The sequence below is a fragment of the Albidovulum litorale genome (genome assembly GCF_025751495.1).
Taxonomy (GTDB): domain Bacteria; phylum Pseudomonadota; class Alphaproteobacteria; order Rhodobacterales; family Rhodobacteraceae; genus Albidovulum; species Albidovulum litorale.
This window is the reverse complement of record NZ_JAOWKZ010000001.1, coordinates 717,925-742,475: the sequence shown is the minus strand read 5'-3', so window position 1 is coordinate 742,475 and position 24,551 is coordinate 717,925. Positions and strand designations below refer to the sequence as shown.

Sequence of the window (24,551 nt, the reverse complement as noted above, 5' to 3'; positions counted from 1 at the left end):
CAAGGGTCCGCAAAAGGACCCGTTCGAGGCAAAATTGGCAGGCAAGTCGGGCAGACAAGCCTCCAGAGTGGCGGTACTGATGGGCGGCCTTTCCGCAGAGCGGGAGGTGTCGCTGTCGAGCGGGCGTGAATGCGCCCAGGCGCTCCGGGAGGCAGGATTCACGGTGATCGAGGTCGATGCGGGCCGCGATATCGCCGCGCGCCTGGCCGAGATCAAGCCTGATGTCTGTTTCAATGCGCTCCATGGCCGCTGGGGCGAGGATGGCTGCGTGCAGGGGATGCTGGAATGGCTGGCCATTCCCTACACCCATTCGGGCGTGCTGGCCTCGGCGCTGTCGATGGACAAGACGCGGGCAAAGGACATCTATCGCGGTGTCGGTCTGCCGGTGGTTGAGAGCCTTCTGGCGCCCAAAGCCGAGGTCATGGCGCGGCATGTGATGGCGCCGCCCTATGTGGTGAAGCCGAATGCCGAAGGGTCCTCCGTCGGTGTCTATATCGTTGCAAAGGACGCCAATTCGCCGCCGCATCTGGGCGAGGAGATGCCCGAGATCGCGATGGTCGAGGAATATGTGCCGGGGCGTGAGCTGACCGTCTCCGTCCTCGGCGACCGGGCTTTGGGGGTGACCGAGATCCATACCTCGGGCTGGTACGACTACCATGCCAAATACGCGCCGGGCGGATCGACCCATAGCTGCCCCGCGATTATCCCCGCCGAGATTGCCAAGGCGGCTTGCGACTATGCCTTGCGCGCCCACCGGGCGCTTGGCTGCCGGGGCCTGTCGCGGTCGGATTTCCGCTGGGATGACAGCCGGGGGCTGGCGGGTCTCTTCATTCTGGAAACCAATACCCAGCCAGGGATGACGCCCACGTCGCTCAGCCCGGAACAGGCGGCGGCGGTGGGCATGTCGTTCCCCGAACTTTGCGCCTGGATCGTGGAGGACGCGTCATGCGGTCGCTAGGCGGGGCGGAACGGCGGTTTGCCGAACTGGCCGAGCCGGTGCGCCGTGATCCGGCGCCGTCGCGGCTGGCCTACCGGATGGACCGGCTGTGGCTGACGCCGATGTTCCGGCTGGCGGTGCGGGTCGGCCTGCCCTTCGTTCTGGCGGTGTCGCTGGTCGGCGGCTACCTCGCCGACGACGCGCGGCGCGCGGGCATCGCGAAATCGCTGGCCGATCTGCGTGAAAGTGTCGAGACGCGGCCGGAATTCATGGTCAAGCTCATGGCGATCGACGGGGCCTCCGCCCCGGTCTCGACCGCGATCCGCAAGATGTTGCCGGTGGCGCTTCCGGCCTCGTCCTTCCGGCTGGACCTTGAGGCGCTCCGCGCCGAGATCGAACAGGTCGATGCCGTGGCCTCGGCCGAACTGCATATCCGCAAGGGCGGCATCCTTCAGGTCACGGTGCGCGAACGCCAGCCGGCGATCCTGTGGCGGACCGAGACGGGGCTCGAGATGCTGGACGCGACCGGGCACCGGGTGGCGACGCTTCTGAACCGCGCGGCGCGGCCCGATCTGCCGGTGATCGCGGGCGAGGGGGCGGATGCGCGCGTGGGCGAGGCGCTGGCGCTTCTCGATGCCGCCGAACCGATCCGGGACCGTATTCGCGGGCTGGTCCGCGTCGGCGAGCGGCGCTGGGACATCGTGCTCGACCGCGATCAGCGCATCCTTCTGCCAGAGACACGGGCGATGGAGGCGGTGCAGCGCGTTATCGCGCTTCATCAGGCCGAGGACATGCTGGGCCGCGATTTGACCATCGTGGACCTGCGCAATCAGAACCGGCCGACGATCAGGATCGCGGCCGACATAAATGCCGAACTGACAGGGCTTGAAACCGAGGTAACAGGGCAATGACCGATCTTTACCAGTCCCAGCGCGCGATGCGGAACATGCGCCGTGCGGCGATGCAGCGGGGCGTTGTCGCGATCCTTGACGTCGGCACGTCGAAGATCGCCTGTCTGGTCCTGCAGTTCGACGGGTCCGAGGAGATGCGCGAGGACGGGCTCGGCTCACTCGCCGGGCAGTCGCAGTTCAGGGTGATCGGTGCCGCCACGACCCGCTCGCGCGGGGTACGGTTTGGTGAAGTCGATGCGATGGCCGAGACCGAGCGTGCGATCCGCACCGCCGTGCAGGCCGCCCAGAAGATGGCGCAGACGCGGGTCGATCACGTCATCGCCTGTTTTTCCGGCGCGAGCCCCCGCAGCTATGGGCTGGCGGGCGATATCGAGCTTGCCGACGGTCAGGTCAGCGAGCAGGACGTGGCGCGCGTGCTGGCCGCCTGCGATGTGCCGGATTTCGGCGCGGGGCGCGAGGTGCTGCATGCCCATCCGGTGAACTTCGCCATCGACCACCGGTCGGGCCTTGGCGATCCGCGCGGCCATGTCGGCAACCGGCTGTCGGCGGACATGCATCTGCTGACCATCGACACCGTCGCGGTGGAGAACCTGCTTTACTGCATCAAGCGCTGCGATCTGGAAATCGCGGGGCTGGCGTCGTCGGCCTATGTTTCGGGGCTGTCGAGCCTTGTCGAGGACGAACAGGAACTGGGCGCGGCCTGTATCGACATGGGCGGCGGATCGACCGGGCTGTCGATCTTCATCAAGAAGCACATGATCTTTGCCGACTCGGTGCGACTGGGCGGCGATCATGTCACTTCCGATATCTCCAAGGGTCTGCAGGTGCCGCTGACGACCGCCGAGCGGATCAAGACGATCCATGGCGGGGTTCATGCGACCGGTATGGACGACCGCGAGATGATCGAGATCGGCGCCGATTGCGGCGACTGGGAAAAGGACCGTCGGCAGGTCAGCCGTACGGAACTGATCGGCATCATGCGGCCGCGTGTCGAAGAGATTCTGGAGGAGGTCAGGGCGCTTCTGGATGCGGCCGGTTTTGACCAGTTGCCGAGCCAGCAGATCGTCCTGACGGGCGGCGCGAGCCAGATCCCCGGCCTCGATATGCTGGCCGCGCGAATCCTTGGCCAGAACGTGCGACTCGGTCGTCCCTTGCGCGTTCAGGGACTGCCGCAGGCGGCGACTGGCGCGGCCTTTGCATCAACTGTCGGTCTTTCGCTCTTCGCCGCACACCCGCAAGACGAGTGGTGGGATTTCGAAATTCCGGCCGAACGCTACCCGGCCCGGTCGCTTAGAAGAGCGGTGAAATGGTTTAAAGACAACTGGTAAACACATGATCTTGATGTGTCGGCGAAATACCGCTGAATGGCTCATATTTAACCCCCAGATTTTGTAGCGTTTTTGCGTTTTTTTCGTGACCTCCGGCGATTCTGTGACTAAAATCGCACTAATGCGGAAAAAAGCGGCCAGTTCAGGCCGGGGACAAACAGGCGGATAATCAATGGCATTGAATCTGATGATGAGTGAACGCGAAGACCTGAAGCCACGTATCACCGTGTTTGGTGTGGGCGGGGCCGGCGGCAACGCGGTCAACAACATGATTGAGAAGCAGCTTGAGGGCGTGGAATTCGTCGTGGCGAATACCGACGCGCAGGCGCTGCAGCAAAGCCATTCGAAATCGCGCATCCAGATGGGTGTGAAAGTGACCGAGGGTCTGGGAGCGGGCGCCCGTCCGTCGGTCGGCGCCGCCGCCGCCGAGGAGACGATCGAAGAGATCGTCGATCACCTCGCGGGCGCACACATGTGTTTCATCACGGCCGGTATGGGTGGGGGCACCGGTACCGGGGCTGCGCCGATCATCGCGCAGGCTGCACGCGAGCTTGGCGTTCTGACCGTCGGCGTCGTCACGAAGCCGTTCCAGTTCGAGGGCGGCAAGCGTATGCGTCAGGCTGATGAGGGCATCGAGGCGCTGCAGAAGGTCGTCGATACGCTGATCATCATCCCGAACCAGAACCTGTTCCGTCTGGCCAATGAAAAGACCACCTTCACCGAGGCCTTCGCGATGGCCGACGACGTCCTGTACCAGGGTGTAAAGGGCGTGACCGACCTCATGGTCCGTCCGGGCCTGATCAACCTCGACTTCGCCGATGTCCGCGCGGTGATGGACGAGATGGGCAAGGCGATGATGGGCACGGGCGAAGCCTCGGGCGAGGATCGCGCGGTGCAGGCGGCCGAGAAGGCCATCGCCAACCCGCTTCTGGACGAGATCAGCCTCAAGGGCGCCAAGGGCGTTCTGATCAACATCACCGGCGGCTCCGACCTTACGCTCTTCGAACTCGACGAGGCGGCAAACCGCATCCGCGAGGAAGTGGACCCGGATGCCAATATCATCGTCGGCTCGACGCTCGACGATGCGTTGGACGGCACGATGCGGGTGTCGGTCGTGGCGACCGGCATTGATGCGAACGTTGCGCAGACCGAAATCCCGACCCCACGCCGCCGTCTGGCCGAGCCGCTGCAGCCCGCCGCCGTGGCCGAGCCGGAGCCGGTTCGCGCGCCGGAGCCGGTCCGCGCCGAACGTGCGCCCGAGCCGGTTGCCGTCCAGCCGGAACCGCGCCGGGAAGAACCGCGCCGCGAGCCTGTGGCCGCGCGCGAGGAAGAGCGGACGCTCTTTGACGCGACCTCGGCCGGTGGCGACCTGCCGCCGCCCGCCTATCAGCCCGAGCGCAACGCGAATGTGCAGAACCTGCATGTCGAGGATGACCCGCAAAGCTTCGTCGCGCCGCGCCCCCGTGCGCCCGGCACGCCGTCGCCCGAGGCCCTTGCCCGGCTTCAGGCCGCCGTCAACCGCGCGCCCGTCCAGCAGCAGGCGCCGCGCCCGGCGGCCCAGCCCGCCGCGCGAGCGCCGCAACCGACCCCGCGGGTCGCTGAAAAACCGCGTTTCGGCATCAACACGCTTCTGAACCGCATGACCGGTCACCCGGCCGAGGAGCGTGAGCGGACGATGCCGCCGATGCGTCAGCAGCCGACCACGCAGGCGAGCTATGAGGACGATCACGAGGTCGATCCGGATCAGGAACGGATCGAGATTCCGGCCTTCCTGCGCCGTCAGGCCAACTGAGAACCGGTAACATTTTCCGAAAAAAGGGGCGGCGGCAGCTGCCCCTTTTTATTTGTAGGGCAACGAGTTATGGACGGATTCCCAAGTGCAGGCGGGGCTTTGCCGACAATTGCAACGATTGTTACAGTCCGTTGCAAAGAGTGAGTTGGCTTTCAGGGCAGGCGCGATTACCTCCACGCTAGCAAAAGGCCGAACCATGGCCATGTCGGGGTGAACCGTGCAGACGACGATACGATCCGCAGTGACTTTTACCGGCGTCGGCCTTCATTCGGGGCTGCGGGCGCGGATGACGATTCACCCTGCTTCAGCCGAATATGGCATCTGGTTTCGCCGTACGGACGTGATCGGCCGCGACGCAATGGTGCAGGCGCACTGGGCCTCGGTCAGCAACGCGACTTTGTGCACCGTGATCTCGAACGCCGCCGGGACCTCGGTCTCCACGATCGAACATATCATGGCCGCGCTTGCAGGCTGCGGCGTCCACAATGCGCTGATCGAGATCGACGGGCCGGAAGTGCCGATCCTCGACGGGTCATCGGCGCCTTTCGCGTCGGGTATCATGGCGCGTGGCATCCGGGTGCTGGATGCGCCGTTGCGGTGCTTCGAGGTTCTGAAGCCCGTCGAAGTGCGCCATGGCGAGGCTGTGGCCCGGCTGGAACCGGCGGGGGCGCTTGAAATCGACTTTGCCATCGATTTCGAGGATGCCGCGATCGGCCATCAGCAGAAACATCTTCAGATGGGCAATGGCACGTTCCTGCGCGAACTGAGCGACTGCCGTACCTTCTGCCGTCAGGCGGATGTGGAGGCGATGCGCGCCAACGGGCTGGCGCTTGGCGGCAATCCCGGTGAGAACGCAGTCGTGTTCGATGGCGACCGGGTGGTCAGCCCCGGCGGCCTGCGCCGCAGCGATGAACCCGTGCGTCACAAGATGCTGGACGCGCTTGGTGATCTTGCCCTTGCCGGTGCGCCGCTTCTTGGGCGCTATACCGGCATCCGCGCGGGTCACGCGATGACCAACCGCCTGCTGCGCGCGCTCTTTGCCGACCCCTCGGCCTATCGGATCGTCGATTGCGACGAAGCGACGCGCCGCAGCCTGCCCGGCTCGGGTGTCAACCGCGCCGATATTCCGGCGGTTGCCTGAGCCCTTCCCACGCGCTAAACGCGTTTTGCGCCCCGGATTTTTCTGTGCTAGACGAAGGCGGATACCGGGTTCGGATGCGGTCTGTCCAGGGCCGGGAATGTAATGCAGAAACGGGGTAGGCGGGCAATGGTTCGGGGCAGTAAAGCGGCAAAGCTTGTCGGTGGCCTCGTGCTGACCGCGTTTCTTGCGGGCTGTGGCGGTGGCAACCGCGAGGTCGATCTGGAACAGCTCGACGCGTCGGCGATCTACAGGCTTGGTGAACGCGAACTGGAGACGAGCCGCAAAAGCGAAGAGGCGGTAAAGTATTTCGCTGAGGTCGAACGGCTGTACCCCTATTCCGAATGGGCCAAGCGCGCTCTGATCATGCAGGCCTTCGCCTATCACAAGCACCGAGAATACGAGGAAAGCCGCGCGGCCGCGCAGCGCTATATCGACACCTATCCGGCGGAAGAGGATGCGGCCTATGCCAAATACCTGCTGGCGCTTTCCTATTACGACCAGATCGATGAGGTCGGCCGCGATCAGGGCCTGACTTTCCAGGCGCTGCAGGCCTTGCGCGCGGTGATCGAGGAATATCCCGACAGCGACTATGCCCGCTCGTCGATCCTGAAATTCGATCTGGCTTTCGACCATCTCGCCGCGAAAGAGATGGAAATCGGGCGCTACTACCTGAAGCGCAAGCATTACACCGCCGCGATCAACCGCTTCCGCGTTGTGGTGGAGAACTTCCAGACCACGACCCATGTGCCCGAGGCGCTGCACCGGCTGGTCGAGGCCTATTTGTCGCTCGGCTTCACCGACGAGGCGCAGACGGCTGGCGCGATCCTTGGCCATAATTTCCAGTCCACCGACTGGTACGAGGACAGCTATGCGCTGCTGACCGGCCGCGGTCTGAAGCCCGAGGCGAAAGGCGACAGCTGGCTCTCGAAGGTTTACCGCCAGGTGATCAAGGGCGAGTGGCTGTGATGGGGGTGGTGGGGTAAAACCCCACCCTACGGGGCGGATATGCTGCGCTCGCTCGAAATACGCGACATGCTGATCATCGACCGGCTGGACCTTGAGTTCCGGCCGGGGCTGAATGTGCTGACCGGCGAGACCGGGGCTGGCAAGTCGATCCTTCTGGATTGCCTCGGCTTCGTGCTGGGTTGGCGGGGTCGGGCCGAGCTGGTGCGCGCGGGTGCCGATCAGGGCGAGGTCACGGCTGTCTTTGACCTGCCCGCAGGGCATGCCGCGCGGGATGTGCTGGCCGAGGCCGGGCTTGAGGCAGGGGACGAGCTGATCCTGCGCCGGGTTAATTCCGCCGATGGCCGAAAGACCGCGTGGGTCAATGACCGACGGTCGTCGGGCGAGGTCTTGCGGGCGCTGTCGGATACGCTGATCGAGCTTCACGGACAGCATGACGACCGGGGGCTTTTGAACCCGCGCGGCCATCGCCAGTTGCTCGATGCCTTTGCCGGGGTCGATCCCGCCCCGCTGCGCCGGGCCTGGGCCGCACGTGCAGAGGCGCGCAAGGCGCTGGCGGCGGCAGAAGCCGCCCTTGCGGAGATGCGCGCCGAGGAGGAGTTCCTGCGCCATGCGGTGGCGGAGCTTGACAAGCTCGACCCGCAGCCGGGAGAGGAGGCCGATCTCGATGCCCGCCGCCGCCTGATGCAGGCCGGTCAACGCATCCGCGAGGATATTGCCCGCGCCGCGCAGGCGCTTGGCCCGGATGGGGCAGAGGGCCTGATGGGTGATGCCGCGCGCTGGCTCGACGGGGCGGCGGAGAAGGCCGAAGGCGCGCTGGATGAACCGATTGCGGCGCTTGGCCGGGCGATCACCGAGCTCGGCGAGGCGGCGCAGGGGGTGGAGACCTGCCTTGAGCGGCTGAGCTTCGATCCGCGCGAGATGGAGGCGGTCGAAGAACGCCTCTTCGCGATCCGCGCTCTGGCGCGCAAACATGGCGTGCTGGCTGACGATCTTGGCGGTTTTGCCGAAGGTTTGCGCGACCGGCTCGCCGCGCTTGATGGCGGGGCGGAGAATATCCGGTCGCTGTCCGGGGCGGTGGCGGCGGCGGATGCTTCCTATGACGCGGCCGCCTCAGACATGTCCGCCCAGAGATGGGAGGCGGCGGGCCGTCTTGACGCCGCGATTGCCGCCGAACTGGCGCCGCTGAAGATGGAACGAGCGCATTTCGCGACCTCCTTCACGGAAGCTGAGCCAGGACCCGAAGGCGTGGATCAGGTCGAGTTCACCGTGGCCACCAATCCCGGCGCGCCTGCAGGGCCCCTGAACCGCATCGCATCAGGGGGCGAACTCTCGCGCTTCCTGCTCGCACTGAAGGTCGTTCTGGCGCGGGGCGGCGATGCGCTGACGATGATCTTCGACGAGATCGACAGGGGTGTGGGCGGCGCCACGGCGGATGCGGTGGGCCGCAGGCTCGCCCGGCTGGCCGAAACGGCACAGATCCTCGTTGTCACCCACTCCCCGCAGGTCGCGGCACGTGGCGCGCATCACTGGCGCGTGGAAAAGCAGGTCGTGGCCGAGGTGACGACCTCCACCGTCCTGCCGCTCGCGCCCGGGGCGCGGGTCGATGAACTCGCACGTATGCTCTCGGGCGAAAACGTCACCGAGGCGGCGCGCGATGCCGCGCGCGCCCTTCTCGCGGCACCGTAGGTCCCGCTTTCCCACATCTTCACTTTCTGTCCGGAAATACTCTCGGGGGTTTGGGGGCTGATAGCCCCCAACCGGCCGCGCGCTTGCCGCGCGGACGCACCAAAGCTGTGACGCCGAAGGCGTCTCAGCTGGATCAGACCAACCGGCCCGCTTGCCTGAGCCCGGTCTTTGGCATAAGCGGTCATGAACCCGAATTTCAAGGATCCGAGACCGAGATGCGCCTTTCCCGCTATTTCCTGCCCGTCCTCAAGGAAAACCCCGCCGAGGCGCAGATCGTCAGCCACCGCTACATGCTGCGCGCCGGCATGATCAAGCAGCAGGCCGCCGGGATTTATTCCTGGCTGCCGATGGGATTCAAGGTGCTGAAGCGGATCGAAGAGATCGTGCATCAGGAACAGATCCGCGCGGGCCATATCCCGATGCTGATGCCGACCTTGCAGCCCGCCGATCTCTGGCGCGAGAGCGGCCGCTACGACGACTATGGCGAAGAGATGCTGCGCATCACAGACCGCCACAAGCGGGACATGCTCTATGGTCCGACCAATGAGGAGATGATCACCGACATCTTCCGCGCCCATGTCGGCAGCTACAAGGACCTGCCGCTGACACTCTACCACGTCCAGTGGAAGTTCCGTGATGAGATCCGCCCGCGTTTCGGCGTGATGCGGGGCCGCGAGTTCTACATGAAGGACGGCTACAATTTCGACCTGACCAAGGAAGACGCGCTGCACGCCTATAACCGGCATCTGGTCAGCTACCTGCGCACCTATGAGCGCATGGGTCTTCAGGCGATCCCGATGCGGGCGGACAGCGGGCCCATCGGCGGCGACGATACGCATGAATTCCTCGTCCTCGCCTCGACGGGTGAAAGCGAGGTCTTCTATGACAGCGAAATCACCGATCTGAAATTCGGCAACCGTGACATCGACTATGACGATCACGCGGCCTGCCGGGCGGTGCTGGAGGAGTTCACCTCGCGTTATGCCCGCACGGATGAGACCCATGACGAGGCGGTCTTCAACCAGATCCCCGAGGCGCGCCGCCGGGTCGCGCGGGGTATCGAGGTTGGCCAGATCTTCTATTTTGGCACCAAGTATTCCGAACCGATGGGCGCGACCGTCGTCAATGACAAGGGCGAACGCATGCCTGTCCACATGGGCTCGCATGGGATCGGCGTGTCGCGGCTCGTCGGAGCGATCATCGAGGCGAGCCATGACGACAAGGGCATCATCTGGCCCGAGGGCGTGACGCCGTTCCATTGCGGGATCGTCAATCTCAAGCAGGGCGACGCCGCGACCGATGGGGCTTGCGCCGAGATCTATGCCGCGCTGGTCAAGGCGGGGCTGGAGCCGCTTTACGACGACCGCGACGAACGGGCCGGGGCCAAGTTCGCGACAATGGACCTGATCGGCCTGCCGTGGCGCATCACCGTCGGCCCGCGCGGGTTGGCGGCGGGCAAGGTGGAACTGACCTCGCGCCGTACCGGCGACAGCGAGGAGATGAGCCCCGAGGCTGCCGTCGCGCGCATCAAGGCGATCTACGAAGGCATCTGAGCCCTTCGCCACGGCCCCTGTTGCGGAACTGCTTGCGGCAAGGCGGGCAACCGGGGCAGAGTAGGGCCGGGGAAGGTGACGGAAAGGGTCAAATCGTGCTGAAGGTTCTGAGCCTCGTGGGCGGGCTGGCCGGGGCGGCCGGTCTGTCGCAGTTTCCCGAGTTTTCGCAGCAATATCTGCAACGGCTGGCGGGTCAGGTCGATGCGCTGACCGAGGTCACGACGGAGTTTGACGCCTCGGCCACGAAGGCCGGGCTGAGCCGCGAGGAGGCTTTGGCCTCGATGAGCGGGACCGAGTTCCTCGGCTACCGGCAGGAGGACATGCGCCGCGCCTACACCCGGCTCGACCAACTGACATCCGACCTTGCGCTCTTGCGCGAGGCCGGACCGTACGAGCGGATCTTGTTGCCGCACCGGTTCACCGATACCGCACTTTTGCAGGCCACCTGGACCGATTTCGAACCGGCGATGCCGGTGACGACGGCGGGCCTGTCGACAGCAGGCGCGGGTTTTGTCGGTGGCTGGGCGGCGATCGGCGGGCTTTTGTCGCTGATCTTCGCACCGTTCCGGCGGCGCGCGCGGTACTGACCGGGCAGACCGGCTCAGTTCACGAGCCCGGCATTGGTCAGGTACTCGGCCATGCCTTGGATATTCATCGGCCGCCAGTCCTCGTACTGGCTCCAGCCCATGTAGTCGTCCATGGTTAGTTCGGCAGTGATCTCTTCGACCGATTTGCCGTCCTTCAACCCCTGAAGCACGCCTGCGCGCAGGGTTTCGATATATTCGCGGTTGGGGGCAACCTCATCATGTGTGCCGACCCGGCCATGACCGGGGGCAAAGGTTTCGAAATCGAGGCTTTCGACCTTGGCGACCTGTCCTATCCAGTCGTCGATATTGGCGCCGCCGAACGTCTGGTAGGGCAGCCGTTCAGGCGAGGCGACATCGACGATGAAGCCGACATTTTCCGGGCGGACCACGACGGCGATCATGTCCTCGCCATGGCCGGGGCCGAGATAGGTGAGTTCGAAGGTCTTGCCGCCGAGGTCGAATATGTGGGTATCGGCGAAGCGTTCGGTCGGCGTGACGCCGTCGATATCGGCGGGGGCGTTGTCATGGGCGATGATCGTGGTGGCGCCGAGCGCGGCACCGCCCGAGGCATGGTCGCCATGTGAATGGGAATAGATCAGATGCGTGACCGGCTGATCGGTGATCTGGCTCAGGTTCTCGGTCAGCCAGCCCGAGGCCTCGGCATTGATCGGGTCGACCACGACGGTGCCTTCCGAGGTCGGCACGACCAGCGCGTAGTGGAAGTTGTTCTGGAACCGGTAGACGCCGCCTGCGACATTCTCGATCGCGCGGGTCGCGTCCTGCGCCATGGCCGAGGTCGTCAGCGCAAGGCAGGCAGCGAGCGAGAGGGTGATGCGTTTCATGTGGTCCTCCTCTGTTATCGCCCCATGATGCCCGCTCAAGCCGGTCTGCCGGATCACGATCGGGTGAGCAGGGGCCCGCCCGGCGGGGTTCCGCGCCTTGACCCGGACGGGGTTTCGGCGCATGTCTCCGGCCCAAAGAGGACAGGAGCAGAGCTTGGCCACAGCGCCGTTTTCCCGTTTCGAGATCATGATCGCCTGGCGCTATCTGCGCGCCCGCCGCGCCGAGGGCGGCGTGAGCGTCATGACCTGGATATCGCTCGTCGGCATCGCGCTTGGCGTGATGGCGCTGGTCGCGACCCTGGCCGTACGGGCGGGATTCCGGGCTGAGTTCGTGGACACGATCCTTGGAGCGAACGCCCATGTTTCGGTCAGCCGGGCGACATGGGTCGATGGGGATGGCGTGGCGAGCCGCGCCATTCCCGATGCCGGGGCGCTCGCCGCGTCGATCCGCGAGATTCCGGGCGTTACCCGCGCCGCGCCGATCATCCGCGGTCAGGCCATGGTGACGGCGGGCGACCGGTCGAATGTGGCCGAGATCTATGGCATCACGCTCGACGATCTGAAGGCGATCCCGCGTATTGCGAGTTCCGAAGAGGCGATGGGCGATATCGAGCGCTTCGATGAGGGAATGGCCGTGGGCCTTGGCATTGCGCGCGACCTTGGCATTGCTGTCGGCGACCGCGTGAAGGTGATCCAGCCGAACGGCACGAAGACCGCTTTCGGGACCAGCCCGCGCGTCAATGCCTATGAGGTCGTCTATATCTTCAGCGCAGGCCGCTGGGACATCGACCGCACCCGCATCTACCTGCCCTATGCGGAGGCCGAGCCCTTCTTCAACCGCGAGCGTGGCGCCGATGAGATCGAGGTCTTCGTCGCCGATCCCGAGGCGATCGAGGCCTATGCGCCGCAGCTCTATCAGACGGGTGGGGACGGGACGCTGCTGTGGACCTGGAAGGATGCGTCGAGCGCCTTTCTGAATGCGCTTTCCATCGAGGATGACGTGATGTTCGTGATCCTCGCGCTGATCGTGCTGATCGCGGCTTTGAACATCACCTCGGGCCTTGTGATGCTGGTCAAGAACAAGGGCCGCGATATCGGGATTTTGCGCACGATGGGCCTGACCGAAGGCTCGATCCTGCGCGTCTTTTTCCTCTGCGGCGCGTTCGTCGGCGTGATCGGGACCATCGCCGGGGTGATCCTCGGCTGCCTTCTGGCCTTGAACATCGACGGCATCATGTCGGCGATCAACTATGCAACCGGGGGCGGCGCATGGGACCCGTCGGTGCGTGGCATCTACCGGTTGCCCGCCGAACTGCGCGGCTGGGACATCTTCCGTGCCGTGACCCTGTCACTCGTCCTTTCCTTCGTCGTCACCATCTTCCCCGCCCGCCGTGCGGCACGGATGAACCCGGTGGAGGCCCTGCGTTATGAGTGAGACGGTGCTGGAGCTGAAAGGCGTCGCCAAGACCTATCTCAGGGGTCTGCCGGGTGAAGTACGGGTCTTGTCCGATCTGGACTTGACGGTTGCGCGGGGCGAGGTCGTAGCCTTGGTCGCGCCTTCGGGCGCGGGCAAGTCGACGCTGTTGCACATCGCGGGGCTTCTCGATACCGCCGACACGGGCACGGTCGCCATCGGCGGCAAGGTGATGACGGGCCTTTCCGACCGCGCGCGGACGGCGGCGCGGCGGCAGGATGTGGGCTTCATCTACCAGTTCCACCACCTGCTGCCCGAGTTCAGTGCCGAGGAGAATATCGTCCTGCCGCAGCTTGCCAATGGCGTGGCGCGGGCCGCTGCCGATGCGCGGGCGCGCGACCTTCTGGCGCGGGTCGGCGTCGGTCACCGCGCCGATCACCGTCCGGCGGAGCTGTCAGGCGGCGAGCAGCAGCGTGTCGCCTTCTGCCGGGCGCTCGCCAACCGGCCAAAGCTGCTTCTGGCCGATGAGCCGACGGGCAATCTCGACCCCGGCACCGCCGAACAGGTTTTTGACGCTCTGATGGAGCTTGTCCGCGAAACCGGCCTCTCGGCGCTGATCGCGACGCATAACATGGAGCTTGCCGAGCGCATGGACCGTGTCGTCCGGCTGGAGGCCGGGCATCTGGCTTAAAGCTCGGTATCCTGCGCCAGCCGGTCCAGCAGCGTCGGAAAGTCGCGCGCGCCGAGTTCCGCTTCGCGCACCAGCCAGTCGAAATGCGCCGAAAAGCTCGTCACGCGGGCGCTGTCGCGGAAGGCGATGTAGTGGCGGCCGAGATAGAGGACCGCGAGGAGAGGGCCGAAGATCGTGACGGGTGAGGAAAAGACCCGCCGCGCGTCGAAGACATAGATGCGCAAGGCCGGGTAAAGCGTGCCGTAAAGCTGGCGCAGCCGCTCGATCTGTTCGGCGCGGATCTCGGCGGGCAGGCCCCGGTAATAGCCCTCGGCGCGGGCAAAAGCCTCCAGTTCGTGCAGTGGCAGCGCGATCTCGTAATCCGAGCCCGACCGCGCCAACAGGTTCAGCCGGTCCTCGGAGGCGCCGATGGCCTGATCGGCGGTGCGGCCAAGCTGGGGTTCGTATTCCCAGCGCAGCATGTCGCGGGTCTTCAGCATGTCGGGCAGGGTGGCCGGGACATGGCGGATCTTGTAGCCCGCCGCCTCCTGATGCCAGCCGAAGATGGTTTCGTCGATCAGCGCGCGGGGCGCCTCGGTCATGGTCATCGAGGTTGCCAGCAGATCGGCGAGTCGTTCGGGCCGTTCTGTCAGGCCCAGAAGCCAGTCGGCCGAAACATCAAGTGCGGTAGCGCATTCGGCCACGACCTGCGCGTTCGGCAGCCGGGCGCCCTGACCGGTCAAAAGCTGGGATATGGTGGAGCGGTCCACACCCACAAGGCGGGCGAGACTGCTTTGGTTTTCGCCCTTTTCGGCCAGAGCCTGCACGAGACGGTCACGAAACAGGCCGGCGCGGTCGCGTTTGTCGATATTTTTGCGCATAATGTTAATTAAATCACAAATGATGAGAATTGTTAATCATATTCGGAATTCGCAATTTCCCGGTCTTCGCTTAGCTGGTCTGAGGGGAAAGGGATGTGAATGGATACGCGTAAACGGACGTTTCTGAAGGCAATTCTGTGGAACCTGCTTGGCCTCGCCTCGATGGCCCTTGTCGGCTTCTTGATGACGGGTTCGGCGGCGCTTGGCGGGGGAATGGCCGTTGCGAACACGCTGATCGGCCTCACCTGCTATATCGTCTATGAGCGCGTCTGGTCCCGTATCTCCTGGGGACGCATAGGGGGCGGGCATGTCTGAGGAGCGTGGCACCGTCGAATGGCCGACACTGGCGCTTCTCACCGGGTGCTACCTCGCCTGGGCGCTTGCGACCACGGTTCTTGCCGCGCTCTGGCTGCCGCTCGGCATCGCGGTGCTGATCCTGTCGGTGGTGCTGCATTCCTCGCTTCAGCATGAGGTGCTGCATGGCCATCCCTTCCGCAAGAAGGCGCTGAATGAGGCGCTGGTCTTTCTGCCCATAGGGCTTTTCTACCCCTATGGCCGGTTCCGCGACCTGCACCTTGAGCATCACCGCGACGAGCGGCTGACCGATCCCTATGACGATCCGGAATCGAACTATCTCGACCCGGTGGTCTGGGCAGGTCTGCCGCACTGGCGGCAGCGCCTTTTGCGGGCGAACAACACGCTTCTAGGCCGGATGCTGATCGGCCCGGCTTTGTCGGTTCATGCGCTCTATACCGGCGATGCCCGCGCGATCCTTGACGGAGATCGCGCGATCGCCCGCGACTGGGCCTTGCACTTGGCCGGGCTGATCCTTTTCGGGCTCTGGATCGCCGCTGCCGAGATGCCGGTACTTGCCTATTTCGCCTCGGCCTATGCCGGCATGTCGATATTGAAGATCCGCACCTTCCTTGAACACCGCGCCCATGATCTGGCGCGGGGCCGGTCGGTCATCGTCGAGGGGCGGGGCGTCTTCTCTTTCCTGTTCCTTAATAACAACCTGCATACGGTGCACCATGCAAAGCCCGGTGTTGCCTGGTACAAGCTGCCTGCGCTTTATGCCGAGCGGCGTGAGGAGTTCCTGCGCCGGAACGAGGGGTATCTGTACCGATCCTATGGCGAGATCTTCCGGCAGTATTTCCTGAAGGCCAAGGATCCGGTGCCGCATCCGCTGCGTCCGGGGAACTGATCTTTCCTCTGCACGTCCGGCGTGACAGAAGAGGCGCATGAGCCTCTGGGTCATCTTCACTCTGGCCGCCGCCGCCATGCAGACCGTGCGTTTCATGCTGCAAAAGCAGTTGAAGGGCGCGGGTTTATCGACTGGCGGCGCGACTTTTTCACGGTTTCTGTTCGCCGCGCCCATCGCCCTGACGCTGGCCGTGCTGGTCCTGCTGGGGACCGGCGATCAACTGCCCGCAATCGGTTCCCGTTTTCTGGCATTCGTGGCCCTTGGCGGCATTGCCCAGATCGTCGCGACCTTTCTCACCGTCGCGCTTTTCTCGCTGAGGAACTTCGCGGTGGGTGTCGCGTTCACCAAGACCGAGACGGTGCAGGTCGCGCTGTTTTCCGCCGTGATCCTTGGCGAGGCGGTGAGCCCAGCGGGATGGCTGGCCATCGGGATCGGTTTTGCCGGTGTGATCCTTCTGTCGCGCGGGCTGGAGCCCGGTGCAAAGCTGGTCGGGCGGCCCGTTCTTTACGGCCTTCTGGCTGGCGGGCTCTTTAGCCTTTCGGCTATCGGCTATCGCGGCGCGACGCTGGAGCTGATGCCCCTGCCGTTCTTCACCCGGGCGCTGGTGGCGCTTGCCGCCGCGACGTTTCTGCAAACGATCCTGATGTCGGCATGGCTGACATGGCGCGAGCCGGGCGAGTTGGCCCGTGTCCTGACCCGCTGGCGCAGGACGGTTCTGGTCGGGATAACCGGAATGCTCGGATCGCTCGGCTGGTTCGCGGCCTTCGCGTTGCAGAATGCAGCCTATGTCAGGGCGCTTGGGCAGGCCGAGATCGTCTTTACCATGATTGCATCGGTTCTGGTCTTTCGCGAACGCCTGCTGACGCGCGAGATGGCGGGGATCGCGCTGGTCGTACTCTCGGTCCTGATGATCGTCCTCAGCTTCGCCTGAGGTGTCACTGCAGCCTGCGGAACCGGGGAACGGGCCCGGAATTGTCGAAGAAGGGCACACTGTCGGGTGGGCCGTTGCGGTCCAGAAGGGCCGAGACCTCGCCCAGAACCACCTCGGTGATGAAGGGCAGGTTCAGCCGCCTTGCCTCGGTCAGCGGCACCCAGTGCAGATGCGACAACTCATCCGAGGCGCGCGAGAAATCATCGGGATCGCCTGCGACATGGGTCGCGTCGGCGAGGAAGAACCGCGCATCGAAACGGCGCGGGCGGCCGGGCGGCGTGATGGCGCGGAAGACGAATGTCAAAGGGGCGGCGGCGGGGACGAAACCCGATCCAGCAAAGTCCTGCCAGTCGTAAGGCACTGCCCCGGGCCAGGCGCCGCTTTGCCCGAGGATCAGGCCGGTTTCTTCCCAAAGCTCGCGGATCGCCCCGGCGGCAAGCGCGCCTGCCAGCCCCGGGGCGGCGTCGAGCCCGAGCCGTTCGGTGCAGACTGGTCCGATCGGCGCGGCCAGCGGGATGTCGGCATCCCCCCGGTCCACGGCGCCGCCGGGAAAGACATATTTGTTCGGCATGAAGACCGCGCCCGCGCCGCGCTGACCCATGAGGATGGAGGGGCCAGCGTCATTGTCGCGGCGCACCAGAAGCACTGTCGAGGCATCGCGGATCGGGGGGGCCTCTCCAGTCTCAGCCATTGGAATCCGCGCCGAAGCCGTGCATGCGCTTGGCCCACTGGATCGCGACCAGAACCCCCTTCATCCGCGGCAGGAGAAAGAGCGAGAGGGCGACGCAGCCGATGGCGAAAACCGCAGACAGGACAAGCGGATCGGGGCGGAACTTGACAAAGGCCCACATGATCATCGGCGCCATCAGGTGTCCGACGATCAGGATCGTCATATAGGCGGGCCCGTCATCGGCGCGCTGGTGGTGCAGATCCTCACCGCAGGCAGAGCAGCGGTCATTGACCTTCAGATAACCGTGCAGCAACCGCCCCTCGCCGCAATTCGGGCAGCGCATGCGCCAGCCGCGCCACATGGCGGGGCGCACGGGGCGGTCATCCTCGGGGAGGGCAAGCGTATCGGTCATGGGCGTCTCCTGTTGCATGTCCTGTAGCATTTCAGGCCGCGAAAGCGAAGGCAGATGCGGGCCGAGTGAAAAAATGTCGCGGATATTGCGGCGGGCGGCGACGGAAAATGGGACAACACCCGTTTGACGATTGGACGGCGGCGGACACCGCCGGGTTTTACCGAAAGGACACGACATGGCTTTCAAGACTTCATATGCACTCGTCGCACTTTTCTCTGGCGTGGCGCTTCTCGCGGTGCCGGCCATCGTATCGGCCCATGACCGCGGCGGAATGCGCGGCGGCATGATGGGGGGCGGAATGATGATGCCGGCAATGATGGGGGCCGGCGGTTTCGACTTTGCCGAGTTCGACGCCGACGGTGATGGCAAGATCACGAAGGAAGAACTGGACGCCCACCGCAAGGCGGCGATCGAGGGGCTCGACGCCGACAAGGACGGGTTGATCTCGAAGGACGAGGCCACCGCCTTCATGACCGCGAAGATGCAGGAGCATGTGACCACGATGGTCGACCGGCAGTTCGCCATGCGCGATCTGGACGGCGACGGCAAGATCAGCGCGGTCGAGATGCTGGCCCCGCCGGCGCATGACCGGATGTTCGACCGGGCCGATGCCGATGGCGACGGCGCGGTGAGCGCGGAAGAGGCCGAGGCGATGAAGGCCAGGATGTCCGAGATGCGCGAAGGCCGCCGGGCGATGCGTGGCAAGGGTCACGGAATGGGTTACGGTCACGGCATGGGCCACGGTATGGGCCAGTGGTTCGGCTGGGACGACGAGGACGCCGAGTGAGCGTTACTGGAATGAAGGCCGGGACGGAGCTTGTGCGCCGTCCCGGAAAAGGTGAATTTTCGGGCCGTGCCTGAACGCTATGGGTCTTGGGAACGATGGCCATGGCCTTTGACGCCGAGGATGACAGATCGGATGAAGCGCTTCTGGCGCTTTACGGCCGCGGCGATGCCGGGGCCGCTCGGGTGCTGACGCTTCGGCTGACCCCGCTGGCATTTCGCGTGGCCGCGCGGATGCTGGGCGACAAGGCCGAGGCCGAGGATGTGGCGCAGGAGGCGATGCTGAGGCTTTGGCGGCAGGCACCGAACTGGCAGGGCGGGCAGGCCAGGGTCACGACATGGCTCTACCGCGTCGCGGTCAACCTTGCCACCGACCGCCTGAGGAAACGGCGCGGCCTGCCCTTGGATGAGGCGCCGGAACCGGTGGAGACGGCGCCCGGGGCGGTTGGACGGATGATCGAGGCAGAGCGGGCGGCGGCATTGGATGCTGCGCTGATGGCCCTGCCGGAACGCCAGCGCGAAGCGGTGATCCTGCGCCATCTCGAAGGGCTGTCCAACCCCGAGATTGCCGAGATCATGGGCGTGGGCGTCGAGGCGGTCGAAAGCCTGACGGCAAGGGGAAAACGTGGATTGACGGCGGCTTTGGCCGGGCGGCGCGCAGAACTGGGGTATGACGATGACTGATCGCAAGCATGACGACGACGGGCTGGAAGGTTTCTTCTCGGCCGCGCGTGCGTATCCGCCGGAGCCTTCGGAGGCGCTGTTGGCCCGCGTGCTGGCCGATGCGGAAGCCGCACGGCCTGCGCCTGTGCCTGTGCGCGGGCCGGGTCTGCTGTCGCGGATCGGCGATCTGCTCGGCGGTTGGCAGGGACTGGGTGGGCTGGCCACGGCGACTGTCGCGGGGCTCTGGATCGGCTATGCCGAGCTTGCCGATCCCGATCAGCTGACGGGCGGACTGGTCGGGGCCAGTGACGTGGTCGACCTGCTGCCGCAGGCCGAATTGTTCGCGCTGGCGATGGAGATGGAGGAATGAGCATGGCAGAGCCGACCGGAAAAGCGCAGGGCATGGGGCGGGGTCTGAAGATCACCCTCATCCTGTCGCTGGCCTTCAACCTCTTCATCGTCGCGGTGGTCGCCGGATCGGCGCTGAACCATCATCGCTGGCGGCCGCATGGCGATATCGGCGCGGGGATCTTCACCGAAGTGCTGACGCGCGAGGATCGGCGGGCTTTGCGCGATGCCTTCATCGCCGCGGAACCCGGTTTCCGCGATCACCGGGCCCAGACACGCGAGGACATGGCCCGGCTGGCCGAGGTTTTGCGGGCCGAGCCGTGGGACCCGTCTGCCGTGGATGCGCTGATTGCCGGACATTCTGCGCGGATGACGGAGCGCTTCGACCTTGGCCGACGGCTGATCAGTGACCGTATCGCGGCGATGAGTGCAACGGACCGCGCGGCCCTTGCCGACCGGATCGACGCCGAACTGAAGCGCCGCCAGCGGCGGTAAGAGCGGTCACGCCGCGCTCAGCCCGACCGTCACCTGATTGCGTCCCTCGGCCTTCGCGCCAAGAAGCGCGCGGTCGGCAAGTCCGATCAGGTCCTCGACAGTGCCGCCGGGACGGCCGGGGCCAAGGGCAAGACCGATCGACATCGTGACGGGAATGGTTCCGGAGCCACCCGGCAGCGGAACCGGGCGTTCGCCGATCACCCGGCGCAGGCGTTCGGCGGTGAGCTGCGCGGCTTCGGGCGTGGTGTCGGGCAGGGCCACGAGAAATTCCTCGCCGCCGATCCGCGCCAGAAGATCGACGGCCCGGAGATTGGAGCGCAGCCGCCCGGCGATTTCGACCAGCACCGAGTCGCCTGCGGGGTGGCCGTAGGTGTCGTTCACCGATTTGAAGCGGTCGAGGTCCAAAACCATCACCGCGAATTGTCGTCCGGCCCCTGCTGCGCGGTCGGCGATCCGGGCCAGATGCGGCAGGGCGTAGCGCCGGTTGTGCAGTCCTGTCAGCGGATCGGTCATCGCCAGCCGCAACCCGTCGGCAAGCGAGCTGCGGAGGCGATCGGATTGCTGCTTGCGGACGATCTGGGTCCGGACGCGCAACGCCATTTCCTCGGGGTCGGCCGATGCTTCGATTAGGTCGGAAGCGCCAAGGTCGAGGGCCATCGCCGCGGCCTCGCGCGCCTCGGCGGGCAGGATAACGCAGACCGACGAATAGCGCGTCGCCGCGCGCGAGCGCAGTTCGGACAAGAGCCGCAACCCCTCTCCCGGACCGCCGAGATTAGCGGCGACGAGATAGACGTCGGGCATCGGTCCGTTCAGGCGCGGCGCCAGCGCCGTTTCGCGGTCGAGCACAACGAAGTTGTCGTCGAGAAAGGCTGAAAGTTCGCGTTTCAGGGCCAGCGCGAATTCGGGGCGGTCGGCGACGACCCCGATGAGCGCCCGACCGGCAAAGGTCTGAGCCGGTTCTGCAAAGCCAAGCTCGCGATAGGTGCTGTCGCGCAGCCCGAGTTGTTGCGCGGTTTCGCGCGCCCTGAGAAGGCTACGCATCCGCGCCAGGAGGACCGTTTCGTCGAGAGGTTTCCAGAACACTTCCTCGGCTCCGGCACGCAAGGCCTCCATCTTGCGGTTCATGTCGCGAAATGCCGTGACCATCACGACGGGAATGTCGCTGGTGGCGGGATCGTTCTTCAAACTCTCGCAAACAGCGATTCCGTTAAGATCGGGCAGTTCCACATCGAGGAGGATAAGATCGGGCCGGACTTTGCGCGCGATATCCAGGGCCTCTCTGCCGCCAGATGCTTGAATCGTTTCGTAAAATGCGGCCGCCAGCTTGACCTTGAGGACAATGCGGTTCGTCGCGACATCATCGACGATCAGGACCTTGCCAGCCACGAGACGCTCCATCGTGTTTACTTCGTCATCCGGTGCCCTCATCATTTGTTTGCAATGGTTAAGAAAAACTTTCGAGCGGGGCAGGGAGTGGTAAATTCATCTGACAGCAGGCGGGATTTCGCCGAGATGATCGCACTGCGCGCGCTGGGCTGGCTGGTTGGCAATGATGACCTGCTTCCGGTCTTCCTCGGGGCCAGCGGAACGGCACCGGACGAGCTGCGCAACCGTGCGTCTGATCCTGATTTTCTATCCTCGGTGCTGGATTTCATCCTGATGGACGATGCCTGGGTCGTTGCCTTCTGCGATGCTGCGGGGCTGGCCTATACCGAACCCATGGCCGCGCGGCAGGCCCTGCCCGGCGGCGCCGAGACGCACTGGACCTGAAACCCGCCGTTGCCTTCGGGGCGTGTCCTGGTGCAGTGTCTGGCTTCATTTCGGATCGGAACGATACCCATGGCTGAGATACGAGGACTTGTCTTCGACAAGGACGGAACCCTGTTCGATTTCACCGCGACCTGGAGCAACTGGGCCCGCGTGATGCTGACCGAGCTTGCCGGAGGATCGGAGGCCCTTGCCGGAGTGCTCGGGCGGGCTGTGGGGTTCAATCTTGACACAGGTATCTTCACGCCGGACAGCCCGGTAATCGCAGGGACCCCGGCCGAGATTTCCACCTATCTGCTGCAGCATCTGCCGGGGGCCGACCGCGCGGTACTGGTCGCGAGGATGAATGCCGTCTCGGCCACGACCGAGCAGGTGGCCGCAGTGCCGCTGGAGGACCTCTTCGAACGCCTGTCAGCACGCGGTCTGCGCATTGGGCTAGCGACGAATGATGCCGAGGAACCGGCGACCGCGCATCTGGCAAGCGCCGGGGTCGGGCGGTTCTTTCACTTCGTTTCCGGTTTTGACAGCGGATACGGGGCCAAGCCCGATCCCGGCCCGCTGTTGGCCTTCGCGCGGGCGCAGGGACTTGTTCCGGCCGAGGTTGTGATGGTCGGCGACAGCCGCCATGACCTCATCGCCGGTCGCGAGGCGGGCATGCGGACGGTTGCCGTTCTGACAGGTGTGGCCCGGCAGGAGGAGCTTGCGCCGCTCGCCGATGCGGTTCTTCCCGATATCGGCCATCTGCCGGACTGGATCGACCGTCAGGCGATGGCTGAGACCTGAGGGCAGCGGCGCAAAAACGACGCCCTATGTCGCAGAGCGATGCGATTCCCGCTGTCGCCGATCCGATTGTGATCGGTAACGGAAGTTGGGGACGCGACCATGACAAGTGAAATCAGGCGTAAGCGGGCAGGTGGCCGGGCAGGCCATGCCGAACGGGCCGGGGTCAAGGCCGTAGACCAGATGCCGTGGCGCATTCCGGTCAACCCTGACCGCCCGATCGAGCCGATGGGCCCGGAGGGGGTTCAGGCCATCCACAAAGGCGCGATGCGTATCCTGAGCGAGATCGGCATTCGTTTCCTCAACGACGAGGCACTGGGTATCTTCAAGGAGGCCGGGTGCAAGGTCGATGGTGATACCGTCCGAATGGATGAGGACTTCGTGATGGAGATGGTGGGCCGCGCACCCGCCGAATTCACCGTTACCCCGCGGAACCCCGAGCGCAGGTTGCCCTTCGGCGGCAAGCATATCCTGTTCGGTAACGTCTCCTCGCCGCCGAATTACTGGGATCTGGAACGCGGCAAGGTCACGGGCTTCATGGAGGGCTTCCGCGACTTCATCAAGCTGACGCAGTATTTCAACTGCATCCACTTCGCGGGCGGCTATCCGGTGGAGCCGGTGGACGTTCACGCCTCGGTCCGTCATCTCGACTGCCTCTATGAAAAGCTGACGCTGACCGACAAGGTTTGCCACGCCTATGCTTTGGGCAAGGAGCGGGTCGAAGACGGGATGGAGATGGTGCGCATCGCTGGCGGGCTTTCGCCCGAGGCATTCCGTTCCGCCCCGCATATGTATACCAACATCAACTCCGTCTCGCCGCTGAAACACGATTTCCCGATGATCGACGGGGCGCTCAGGCTTGTCAGGAACGGGCAGGCGGTGATCGTGACACCCTTCACGCTGGCTGGGGCCATGGCGCCGGTGACGATGTCGGGCGCAGTGACCCTGTCGATCGCCGAGGCCCTGGCCGCGATCGCGCTTCTGCAATACGTCGCCCCGGGGGCCGCTGTGGGGATCGGCACTTTCACGTCGAATGTTGACATGAAGTCTGGCGCGCCCGCCTTCGGGACGCCGGAATACATGCGGGCCACCCAGATGACCGGCCAGATGGCGCGGTTCTACAAGCTGCCGCTGAGGTCTTCGGGCGTCTGTGCCGCGAACGTGCCGGACGGTCAGGCGATGTGGGAGACCTGCAACTCGCTTTGGGCCGCGATGCAGTCGGGCACGAACATGGTCTATCACGCGGCGGGCTGGCTGGAAGGCGGCCTGATCGCCTCGCCTGAGAAGTTCGTGATGGACTGCGAAGTGCTGCAGATGCTGCAGCGCTACATGGAGCCTGCTGTCTGGGCGACGACGCCCGACGACATCGCCATCGACACGATCGCCGAGGTCGGCGCCGAAGGTCACTATTTCGGCTGTCAGCACACGCAAGAGCGTTACACGACCGCCTTCTATCAGCCCATCGCCTCGGACTGGCGCAACTATGAAGCCTGGCAGCTGGACGGGTCGGTCTGGACCGCTGAGCGCGCCCATCGCATCTTCAAGTCTATCATCGCCGAGTTCGAGGCACCGCCGATGGATGCGGGCGTGCAGGAGGAACTGAAAGACTTCGTTGCCCGCCGCAAATCCGAAGGCGGCGCACCGACCGACTACTGATCCTGTCAAGCGGAGTGCGCGGGCCGGACCCGCGCACAAGACATCTCTCGCAGTCTTCGCGAGACGCGAAGCCTGCTCGGGCCTGAGCCGCGCGCTGGGGCTTTCGCCAATTCTTAACTCGACTGCGCTTAGCC

At 65.0% G+C, this 24,551-nt stretch carries 26 protein-coding genes; 21 read left to right on the top strand and 5 right to left on the bottom strand.

The genetic code is table 11. The annotated features are described in order from the left end of the window. The first annotated feature begins 34 nt into the window (after window positions 1-34). The 9 genes from OEZ71_RS03805 to OEZ71_RS03765 all read left to right on the top strand — a co-directional run bounded on the left by OEZ71_RS03805 (window position 35) and on the right by OEZ71_RS03765 (window position 10,901). Window positions 35-958, top strand: a complete 924-nt coding sequence (locus tag OEZ71_RS03805) for a D-alanine--D-alanine ligase (protein WP_263738583.1) — start codon at window positions 35-37, stop codon at window positions 956-958. Beyond that, window positions 946-1,848, top strand: coding sequence for a cell division protein FtsQ/DivIB (locus tag OEZ71_RS03800; protein WP_263738582.1), 903 nt, complete (start codon window positions 946-948; stop codon window positions 1,846-1,848). Before OEZ71_RS03805 ends, OEZ71_RS03800 begins: the two co-directional genes overlap by 13 nt. After that, the gene (gene ftsA / locus OEZ71_RS03795; protein WP_263738581.1) at window positions 1,845-3,176 is read left to right on the top strand and encodes a cell division protein FtsA; all 1,332 of its coding nucleotides are present in this window, start codon (window positions 1,845-1,847) and stop codon (window positions 3,174-3,176) included. Before OEZ71_RS03800 ends, ftsA begins: the two co-directional genes overlap by 4 nt. Window positions 3,177-3,348: 172 nt before the next feature. Continuing rightward, window positions 3,349-4,968 carry a cell division protein FtsZ gene (gene ftsZ / locus OEZ71_RS03790; RefSeq protein ID WP_263738580.1) on the top strand — a complete coding sequence of 540 codons (1,620 nt, stop codon included), beginning with the start codon at window positions 3,349-3,351 and terminating at the stop codon, window positions 4,966-4,968. A gap of 217 nt (window positions 4,969-5,185) precedes the next feature. Further along, on the top strand, window positions 5,186-6,109 hold the full coding sequence (lpxC, locus tag OEZ71_RS03785) for a UDP-3-O-acyl-N-acetylglucosamine deacetylase (RefSeq protein ID WP_263738579.1): 924 nt from the start codon (window positions 5,186-5,188) through the stop codon (window positions 6,107-6,109). Between the two features lie 126 nt (window positions 6,110-6,235). Further along, on the top strand, window positions 6,236-7,075 hold the full coding sequence (locus tag OEZ71_RS03780) for an outer membrane protein assembly factor BamD (RefSeq protein ID WP_263739001.1): 840 nt from the start codon (window positions 6,236-6,238) through the stop codon (window positions 7,073-7,075). A 39-nt stretch (window positions 7,076-7,114) separates the two neighbouring features. Further along, the gene (gene recN, locus OEZ71_RS03775) at window positions 7,115-8,761 is read left to right on the top strand and encodes a DNA repair protein RecN (RefSeq protein WP_263738578.1); all 1,647 of its coding nucleotides are present in this window, start codon (window positions 7,115-7,117) and stop codon (window positions 8,759-8,761) included. A 215-nt stretch (window positions 8,762-8,976) separates the two neighbouring features. Then, window positions 8,977-10,314: a proline--tRNA ligase gene (gene proS, locus OEZ71_RS03770; protein ID WP_263738577.1), complete on the top strand. Its 1,338-nt coding sequence runs from the start codon at window positions 8,977-8,979 to the stop codon at window positions 10,312-10,314. Between the two features lie 95 nt (window positions 10,315-10,409). Beyond that, window positions 10,410-10,901 (top strand): DUF2937 family protein, encoded by a 492-nt coding sequence (locus tag OEZ71_RS03765; protein ID WP_263738576.1) that lies wholly within the window; start codon window positions 10,410-10,412, stop codon window positions 10,899-10,901. A gap of 14 nt (window positions 10,902-10,915) precedes the next feature. On the opposite strand, the gene OEZ71_RS03760 is transcribed toward OEZ71_RS03765, so the two are convergent. Then, a complete protein-coding gene (locus tag OEZ71_RS03760) occupies window positions 10,916-11,743 on the bottom strand; it encodes an MBL fold metallo-hydrolase (RefSeq protein ID WP_263738575.1) in 828 nt (275 codons plus the stop codon). A gap of 121 nt (window positions 11,744-11,864) precedes the next feature. Here OEZ71_RS03760 and OEZ71_RS03755 point away from each other — a divergent pair, with 121 nt between their 5' ends. Together OEZ71_RS03755 and OEZ71_RS03750 are read left to right on the top strand one after the other, a co-directional pair. Beyond that, complete coding sequence (locus OEZ71_RS03755; RefSeq protein WP_412175599.1) at window positions 11,865-13,178, top strand: lipoprotein-releasing ABC transporter permease subunit; 1,314 nt, start codon at window positions 11,865-11,867, stop codon at window positions 13,176-13,178. Beyond that, on the top strand, window positions 13,171-13,848 hold the full coding sequence (locus tag OEZ71_RS03750; protein WP_263738574.1) for an ABC transporter ATP-binding protein: 678 nt from the start codon (window positions 13,171-13,173) through the stop codon (window positions 13,846-13,848). Before OEZ71_RS03755 ends, OEZ71_RS03750 begins: the two co-directional genes overlap by 8 nt. Here OEZ71_RS03750 and OEZ71_RS03745 read toward each other — a convergent pair. Continuing rightward, entirely contained in the window at window positions 13,845-14,708 is an 864-nt protein-coding gene (locus OEZ71_RS03745) for a helix-turn-helix domain-containing protein (protein ID WP_263738573.1), read from the bottom strand. The genes OEZ71_RS03750 and OEZ71_RS03745 overlap by 4 nt on opposite strands. Before the next feature lie 99 nt (window positions 14,709-14,807). Between OEZ71_RS03745 and OEZ71_RS03740 the strand changes: the two genes are divergently transcribed. From OEZ71_RS03740 to OEZ71_RS03730, 3 genes are read left to right on the top strand one after another with little or no spacing between them, the layout of a single operon-like run. Continuing rightward, window positions 14,808-15,023, top strand: a complete 216-nt coding sequence (locus tag OEZ71_RS03740) for a DUF2061 domain-containing protein (RefSeq protein ID WP_263738572.1) — start codon at window positions 14,808-14,810, stop codon at window positions 15,021-15,023. After that, window positions 15,016-15,912, top strand: a complete 897-nt coding sequence (locus tag OEZ71_RS03735) for a fatty acid desaturase (RefSeq protein ID WP_263738571.1) — start codon at window positions 15,016-15,018, stop codon at window positions 15,910-15,912. Before OEZ71_RS03740 ends, OEZ71_RS03735 begins: the two co-directional genes overlap by 8 nt. 37 nt (window positions 15,913-15,949) lie before the next feature. Further along, on the top strand, window positions 15,950-16,843 hold the full coding sequence (locus OEZ71_RS03730) for a DMT family transporter (RefSeq protein WP_263738570.1): 894 nt from the start codon (window positions 15,950-15,952) through the stop codon (window positions 16,841-16,843). A gap of 4 nt (window positions 16,844-16,847) precedes the next feature. Here OEZ71_RS03730 and OEZ71_RS03725 read toward each other — a convergent pair whose 3' ends face one another. Beyond that, window positions 16,848-17,534: an NUDIX hydrolase gene (locus OEZ71_RS03725; protein WP_263738569.1), complete on the bottom strand. Its 687-nt coding sequence runs from the start codon at window positions 17,532-17,534 to the stop codon at window positions 16,848-16,850. Further along, complete coding sequence (locus OEZ71_RS03720; RefSeq protein WP_263738568.1) at window positions 17,527-17,925, bottom strand: DUF983 domain-containing protein; 399 nt, start codon at window positions 17,923-17,925, stop codon at window positions 17,527-17,529. Before OEZ71_RS03720 ends, OEZ71_RS03725 begins: the two co-directional genes overlap by 8 nt. A 175-nt stretch (window positions 17,926-18,100) precedes the next feature. Between OEZ71_RS03720 and OEZ71_RS03715 the strand changes: the two genes are divergently transcribed. From OEZ71_RS03715 to OEZ71_RS03700, 4 genes are all read left to right on the top strand, one after another. Next, complete coding sequence (locus tag OEZ71_RS03715) at window positions 18,101-18,712, top strand: EF-hand domain-containing protein (RefSeq protein WP_263738567.1); 612 nt, start codon at window positions 18,101-18,103, stop codon at window positions 18,710-18,712. Between the two features lie 95 nt (window positions 18,713-18,807). Continuing rightward, window positions 18,808-19,392 (top strand): RNA polymerase sigma factor, encoded by a 585-nt coding sequence (locus OEZ71_RS03710; protein WP_263738566.1) that lies wholly within the window; start codon window positions 18,808-18,810, stop codon window positions 19,390-19,392. Beyond that, complete coding sequence (locus OEZ71_RS03705; RefSeq protein ID WP_263738565.1) at window positions 19,385-19,741, top strand: hypothetical protein; 357 nt, start codon at window positions 19,385-19,387, stop codon at window positions 19,739-19,741. The genes OEZ71_RS03710 and OEZ71_RS03705 overlap by 8 nt, the downstream gene beginning before the upstream one ends. A 2-nt stretch (window positions 19,742-19,743) precedes the next feature. Next, a complete protein-coding gene (locus OEZ71_RS03700) occupies window positions 19,744-20,214 on the top strand; it encodes a periplasmic heavy metal sensor (RefSeq protein WP_263738564.1) in 471 nt (156 codons plus the stop codon). Between the two features lie 6 nt (window positions 20,215-20,220). Here the strand turns inward: OEZ71_RS03700 and OEZ71_RS03695 are convergent, their stop codons facing one another. Then, a complete protein-coding gene (locus OEZ71_RS03695) occupies window positions 20,221-21,642 on the bottom strand; it encodes a diguanylate cyclase (RefSeq protein ID WP_263738563.1) in 1,422 nt (473 codons plus the stop codon). 84 nt (window positions 21,643-21,726) lie between these two features. Here OEZ71_RS03695 and OEZ71_RS03690 point away from each other — a divergent pair, with 84 nt between their 5' ends. From OEZ71_RS03690 to OEZ71_RS03680, 3 genes are all read left to right on the top strand, one after another. Then, window positions 21,727-21,984 (top strand): DUF3572 domain-containing protein, encoded by a 258-nt coding sequence (locus OEZ71_RS03690; RefSeq protein WP_263738999.1) that lies wholly within the window; start codon window positions 21,727-21,729, stop codon window positions 21,982-21,984. Window positions 21,985-22,053: 69 nt separating this feature from the next. Beyond that, entirely contained in the window at window positions 22,054-22,764 is a 711-nt protein-coding gene (locus OEZ71_RS03685; protein WP_263738562.1) for an HAD family hydrolase, read from the top strand. Window positions 22,765-22,863: 99 nt separating this feature from the next. Continuing rightward, window positions 22,864-24,417 (top strand): trimethylamine methyltransferase family protein, encoded by a 1,554-nt coding sequence (locus OEZ71_RS03680; RefSeq protein WP_263738561.1) that lies wholly within the window; start codon window positions 22,864-22,866, stop codon window positions 24,415-24,417. Window positions 24,418-24,551 lie beyond the last annotated feature (134 nt).

What these genes read in the sequence shown, in the direction of transcription:
- ftsA (WP_263738581.1), top strand. Translation starts at nt 1,845, where the DNA reads ATGACCGATCTTTACCAGTCCCAGCGCGCGATGCGGAACATGCGCCGT.
- OEZ71_RS03690 (WP_263738999.1), top strand. Translation starts at nt 21,727, where the DNA reads ATGATCGCACTGCGCGCGCTGGGCTGGCTGGTTGGCAATGATGACCTG.
- OEZ71_RS03730 (WP_263738570.1), top strand. Translation starts at nt 15,950, where the DNA reads ATGAGCCTCTGGGTCATCTTCACTCTGGCCGCCGCCGCCATGCAGACC.
- OEZ71_RS03680 (WP_263738561.1), top strand. Translation starts at nt 22,864, where the DNA reads ATGACAAGTGAAATCAGGCGTAAGCGGGCAGGTGGCCGGGCAGGCCAT.
- proS (WP_263738577.1), top strand. Translation starts at nt 8,977, where the DNA reads ATGCGCCTTTCCCGCTATTTCCTGCCCGTCCTCAAGGAAAACCCCGCC.
- OEZ71_RS03710 (WP_263738566.1), top strand. Translation starts at nt 18,808, where the DNA reads ATGGCCATGGCCTTTGACGCCGAGGATGACAGATCGGATGAAGCGCTT.
- OEZ71_RS03780 (WP_263739001.1), top strand. Translation starts at nt 6,236, where the DNA reads ATGGTTCGGGGCAGTAAAGCGGCAAAGCTTGTCGGTGGCCTCGTGCTG.
- OEZ71_RS03725 (WP_263738569.1), bottom strand. Translation starts at nt 17,534, where the DNA reads ATGGCTGAGACTGGAGAGGCCCCCCCGATCCGCGATGCCTCGACAGTG.
- OEZ71_RS03740 (WP_263738572.1), top strand. Translation starts at nt 14,808, where the DNA reads ATGGATACGCGTAAACGGACGTTTCTGAAGGCAATTCTGTGGAACCTG.
- OEZ71_RS03705 (WP_263738565.1), top strand. Translation starts at nt 19,385, where the DNA reads ATGACTGATCGCAAGCATGACGACGACGGGCTGGAAGGTTTCTTCTCG.
- ftsZ (WP_263738580.1), top strand. Translation starts at nt 3,349, where the DNA reads ATGGCATTGAATCTGATGATGAGTGAACGCGAAGACCTGAAGCCACGT.
- recN (WP_263738578.1), top strand. Translation starts at nt 7,115, where the DNA reads ATGCTGCGCTCGCTCGAAATACGCGACATGCTGATCATCGACCGGCTG.
- OEZ71_RS03720 (WP_263738568.1), bottom strand. Translation starts at nt 17,925, where the DNA reads ATGACCGATACGCTTGCCCTCCCCGAGGATGACCGCCCCGTGCGCCCC.
- OEZ71_RS03760 (WP_263738575.1), bottom strand. Translation starts at nt 11,743, where the DNA reads ATGAAACGCATCACCCTCTCGCTCGCTGCCTGCCTTGCGCTGACGACC.
- OEZ71_RS03755 (WP_412175599.1), top strand. Translation starts at nt 11,865, where the DNA reads ATGTCTCCGGCCCAAAGAGGACAGGAGCAGAGCTTGGCCACAGCGCCG.
- OEZ71_RS03745 (WP_263738573.1), bottom strand. Translation starts at nt 14,708, where the DNA reads ATGCGCAAAAATATCGACAAACGCGACCGCGCCGGCCTGTTTCGTGAC.
- OEZ71_RS03750 (WP_263738574.1), top strand. Translation starts at nt 13,171, where the DNA reads ATGAGTGAGACGGTGCTGGAGCTGAAAGGCGTCGCCAAGACCTATCTC.
- OEZ71_RS03715 (WP_263738567.1), top strand. Translation starts at nt 18,101, where the DNA reads ATGGCTTTCAAGACTTCATATGCACTCGTCGCACTTTTCTCTGGCGTG.
- OEZ71_RS03735 (WP_263738571.1), top strand. Translation starts at nt 15,016, where the DNA reads ATGTCTGAGGAGCGTGGCACCGTCGAATGGCCGACACTGGCGCTTCTC.
- OEZ71_RS03685 (WP_263738562.1), top strand. Translation starts at nt 22,054, where the DNA reads ATGGCTGAGATACGAGGACTTGTCTTCGACAAGGACGGAACCCTGTTC.
- OEZ71_RS03695 (WP_263738563.1), bottom strand. Translation starts at nt 21,642, where the DNA reads ATGAGGGCACCGGATGACGAAGTAAACACGATGGAGCGTCTCGTGGCT.
- OEZ71_RS03700 (WP_263738564.1), top strand. Translation starts at nt 19,744, where the DNA reads ATGGCAGAGCCGACCGGAAAAGCGCAGGGCATGGGGCGGGGTCTGAAG.
- OEZ71_RS03800 (WP_263738582.1), top strand. Translation starts at nt 946, where the DNA reads ATGCGGTCGCTAGGCGGGGCGGAACGGCGGTTTGCCGAACTGGCCGAG.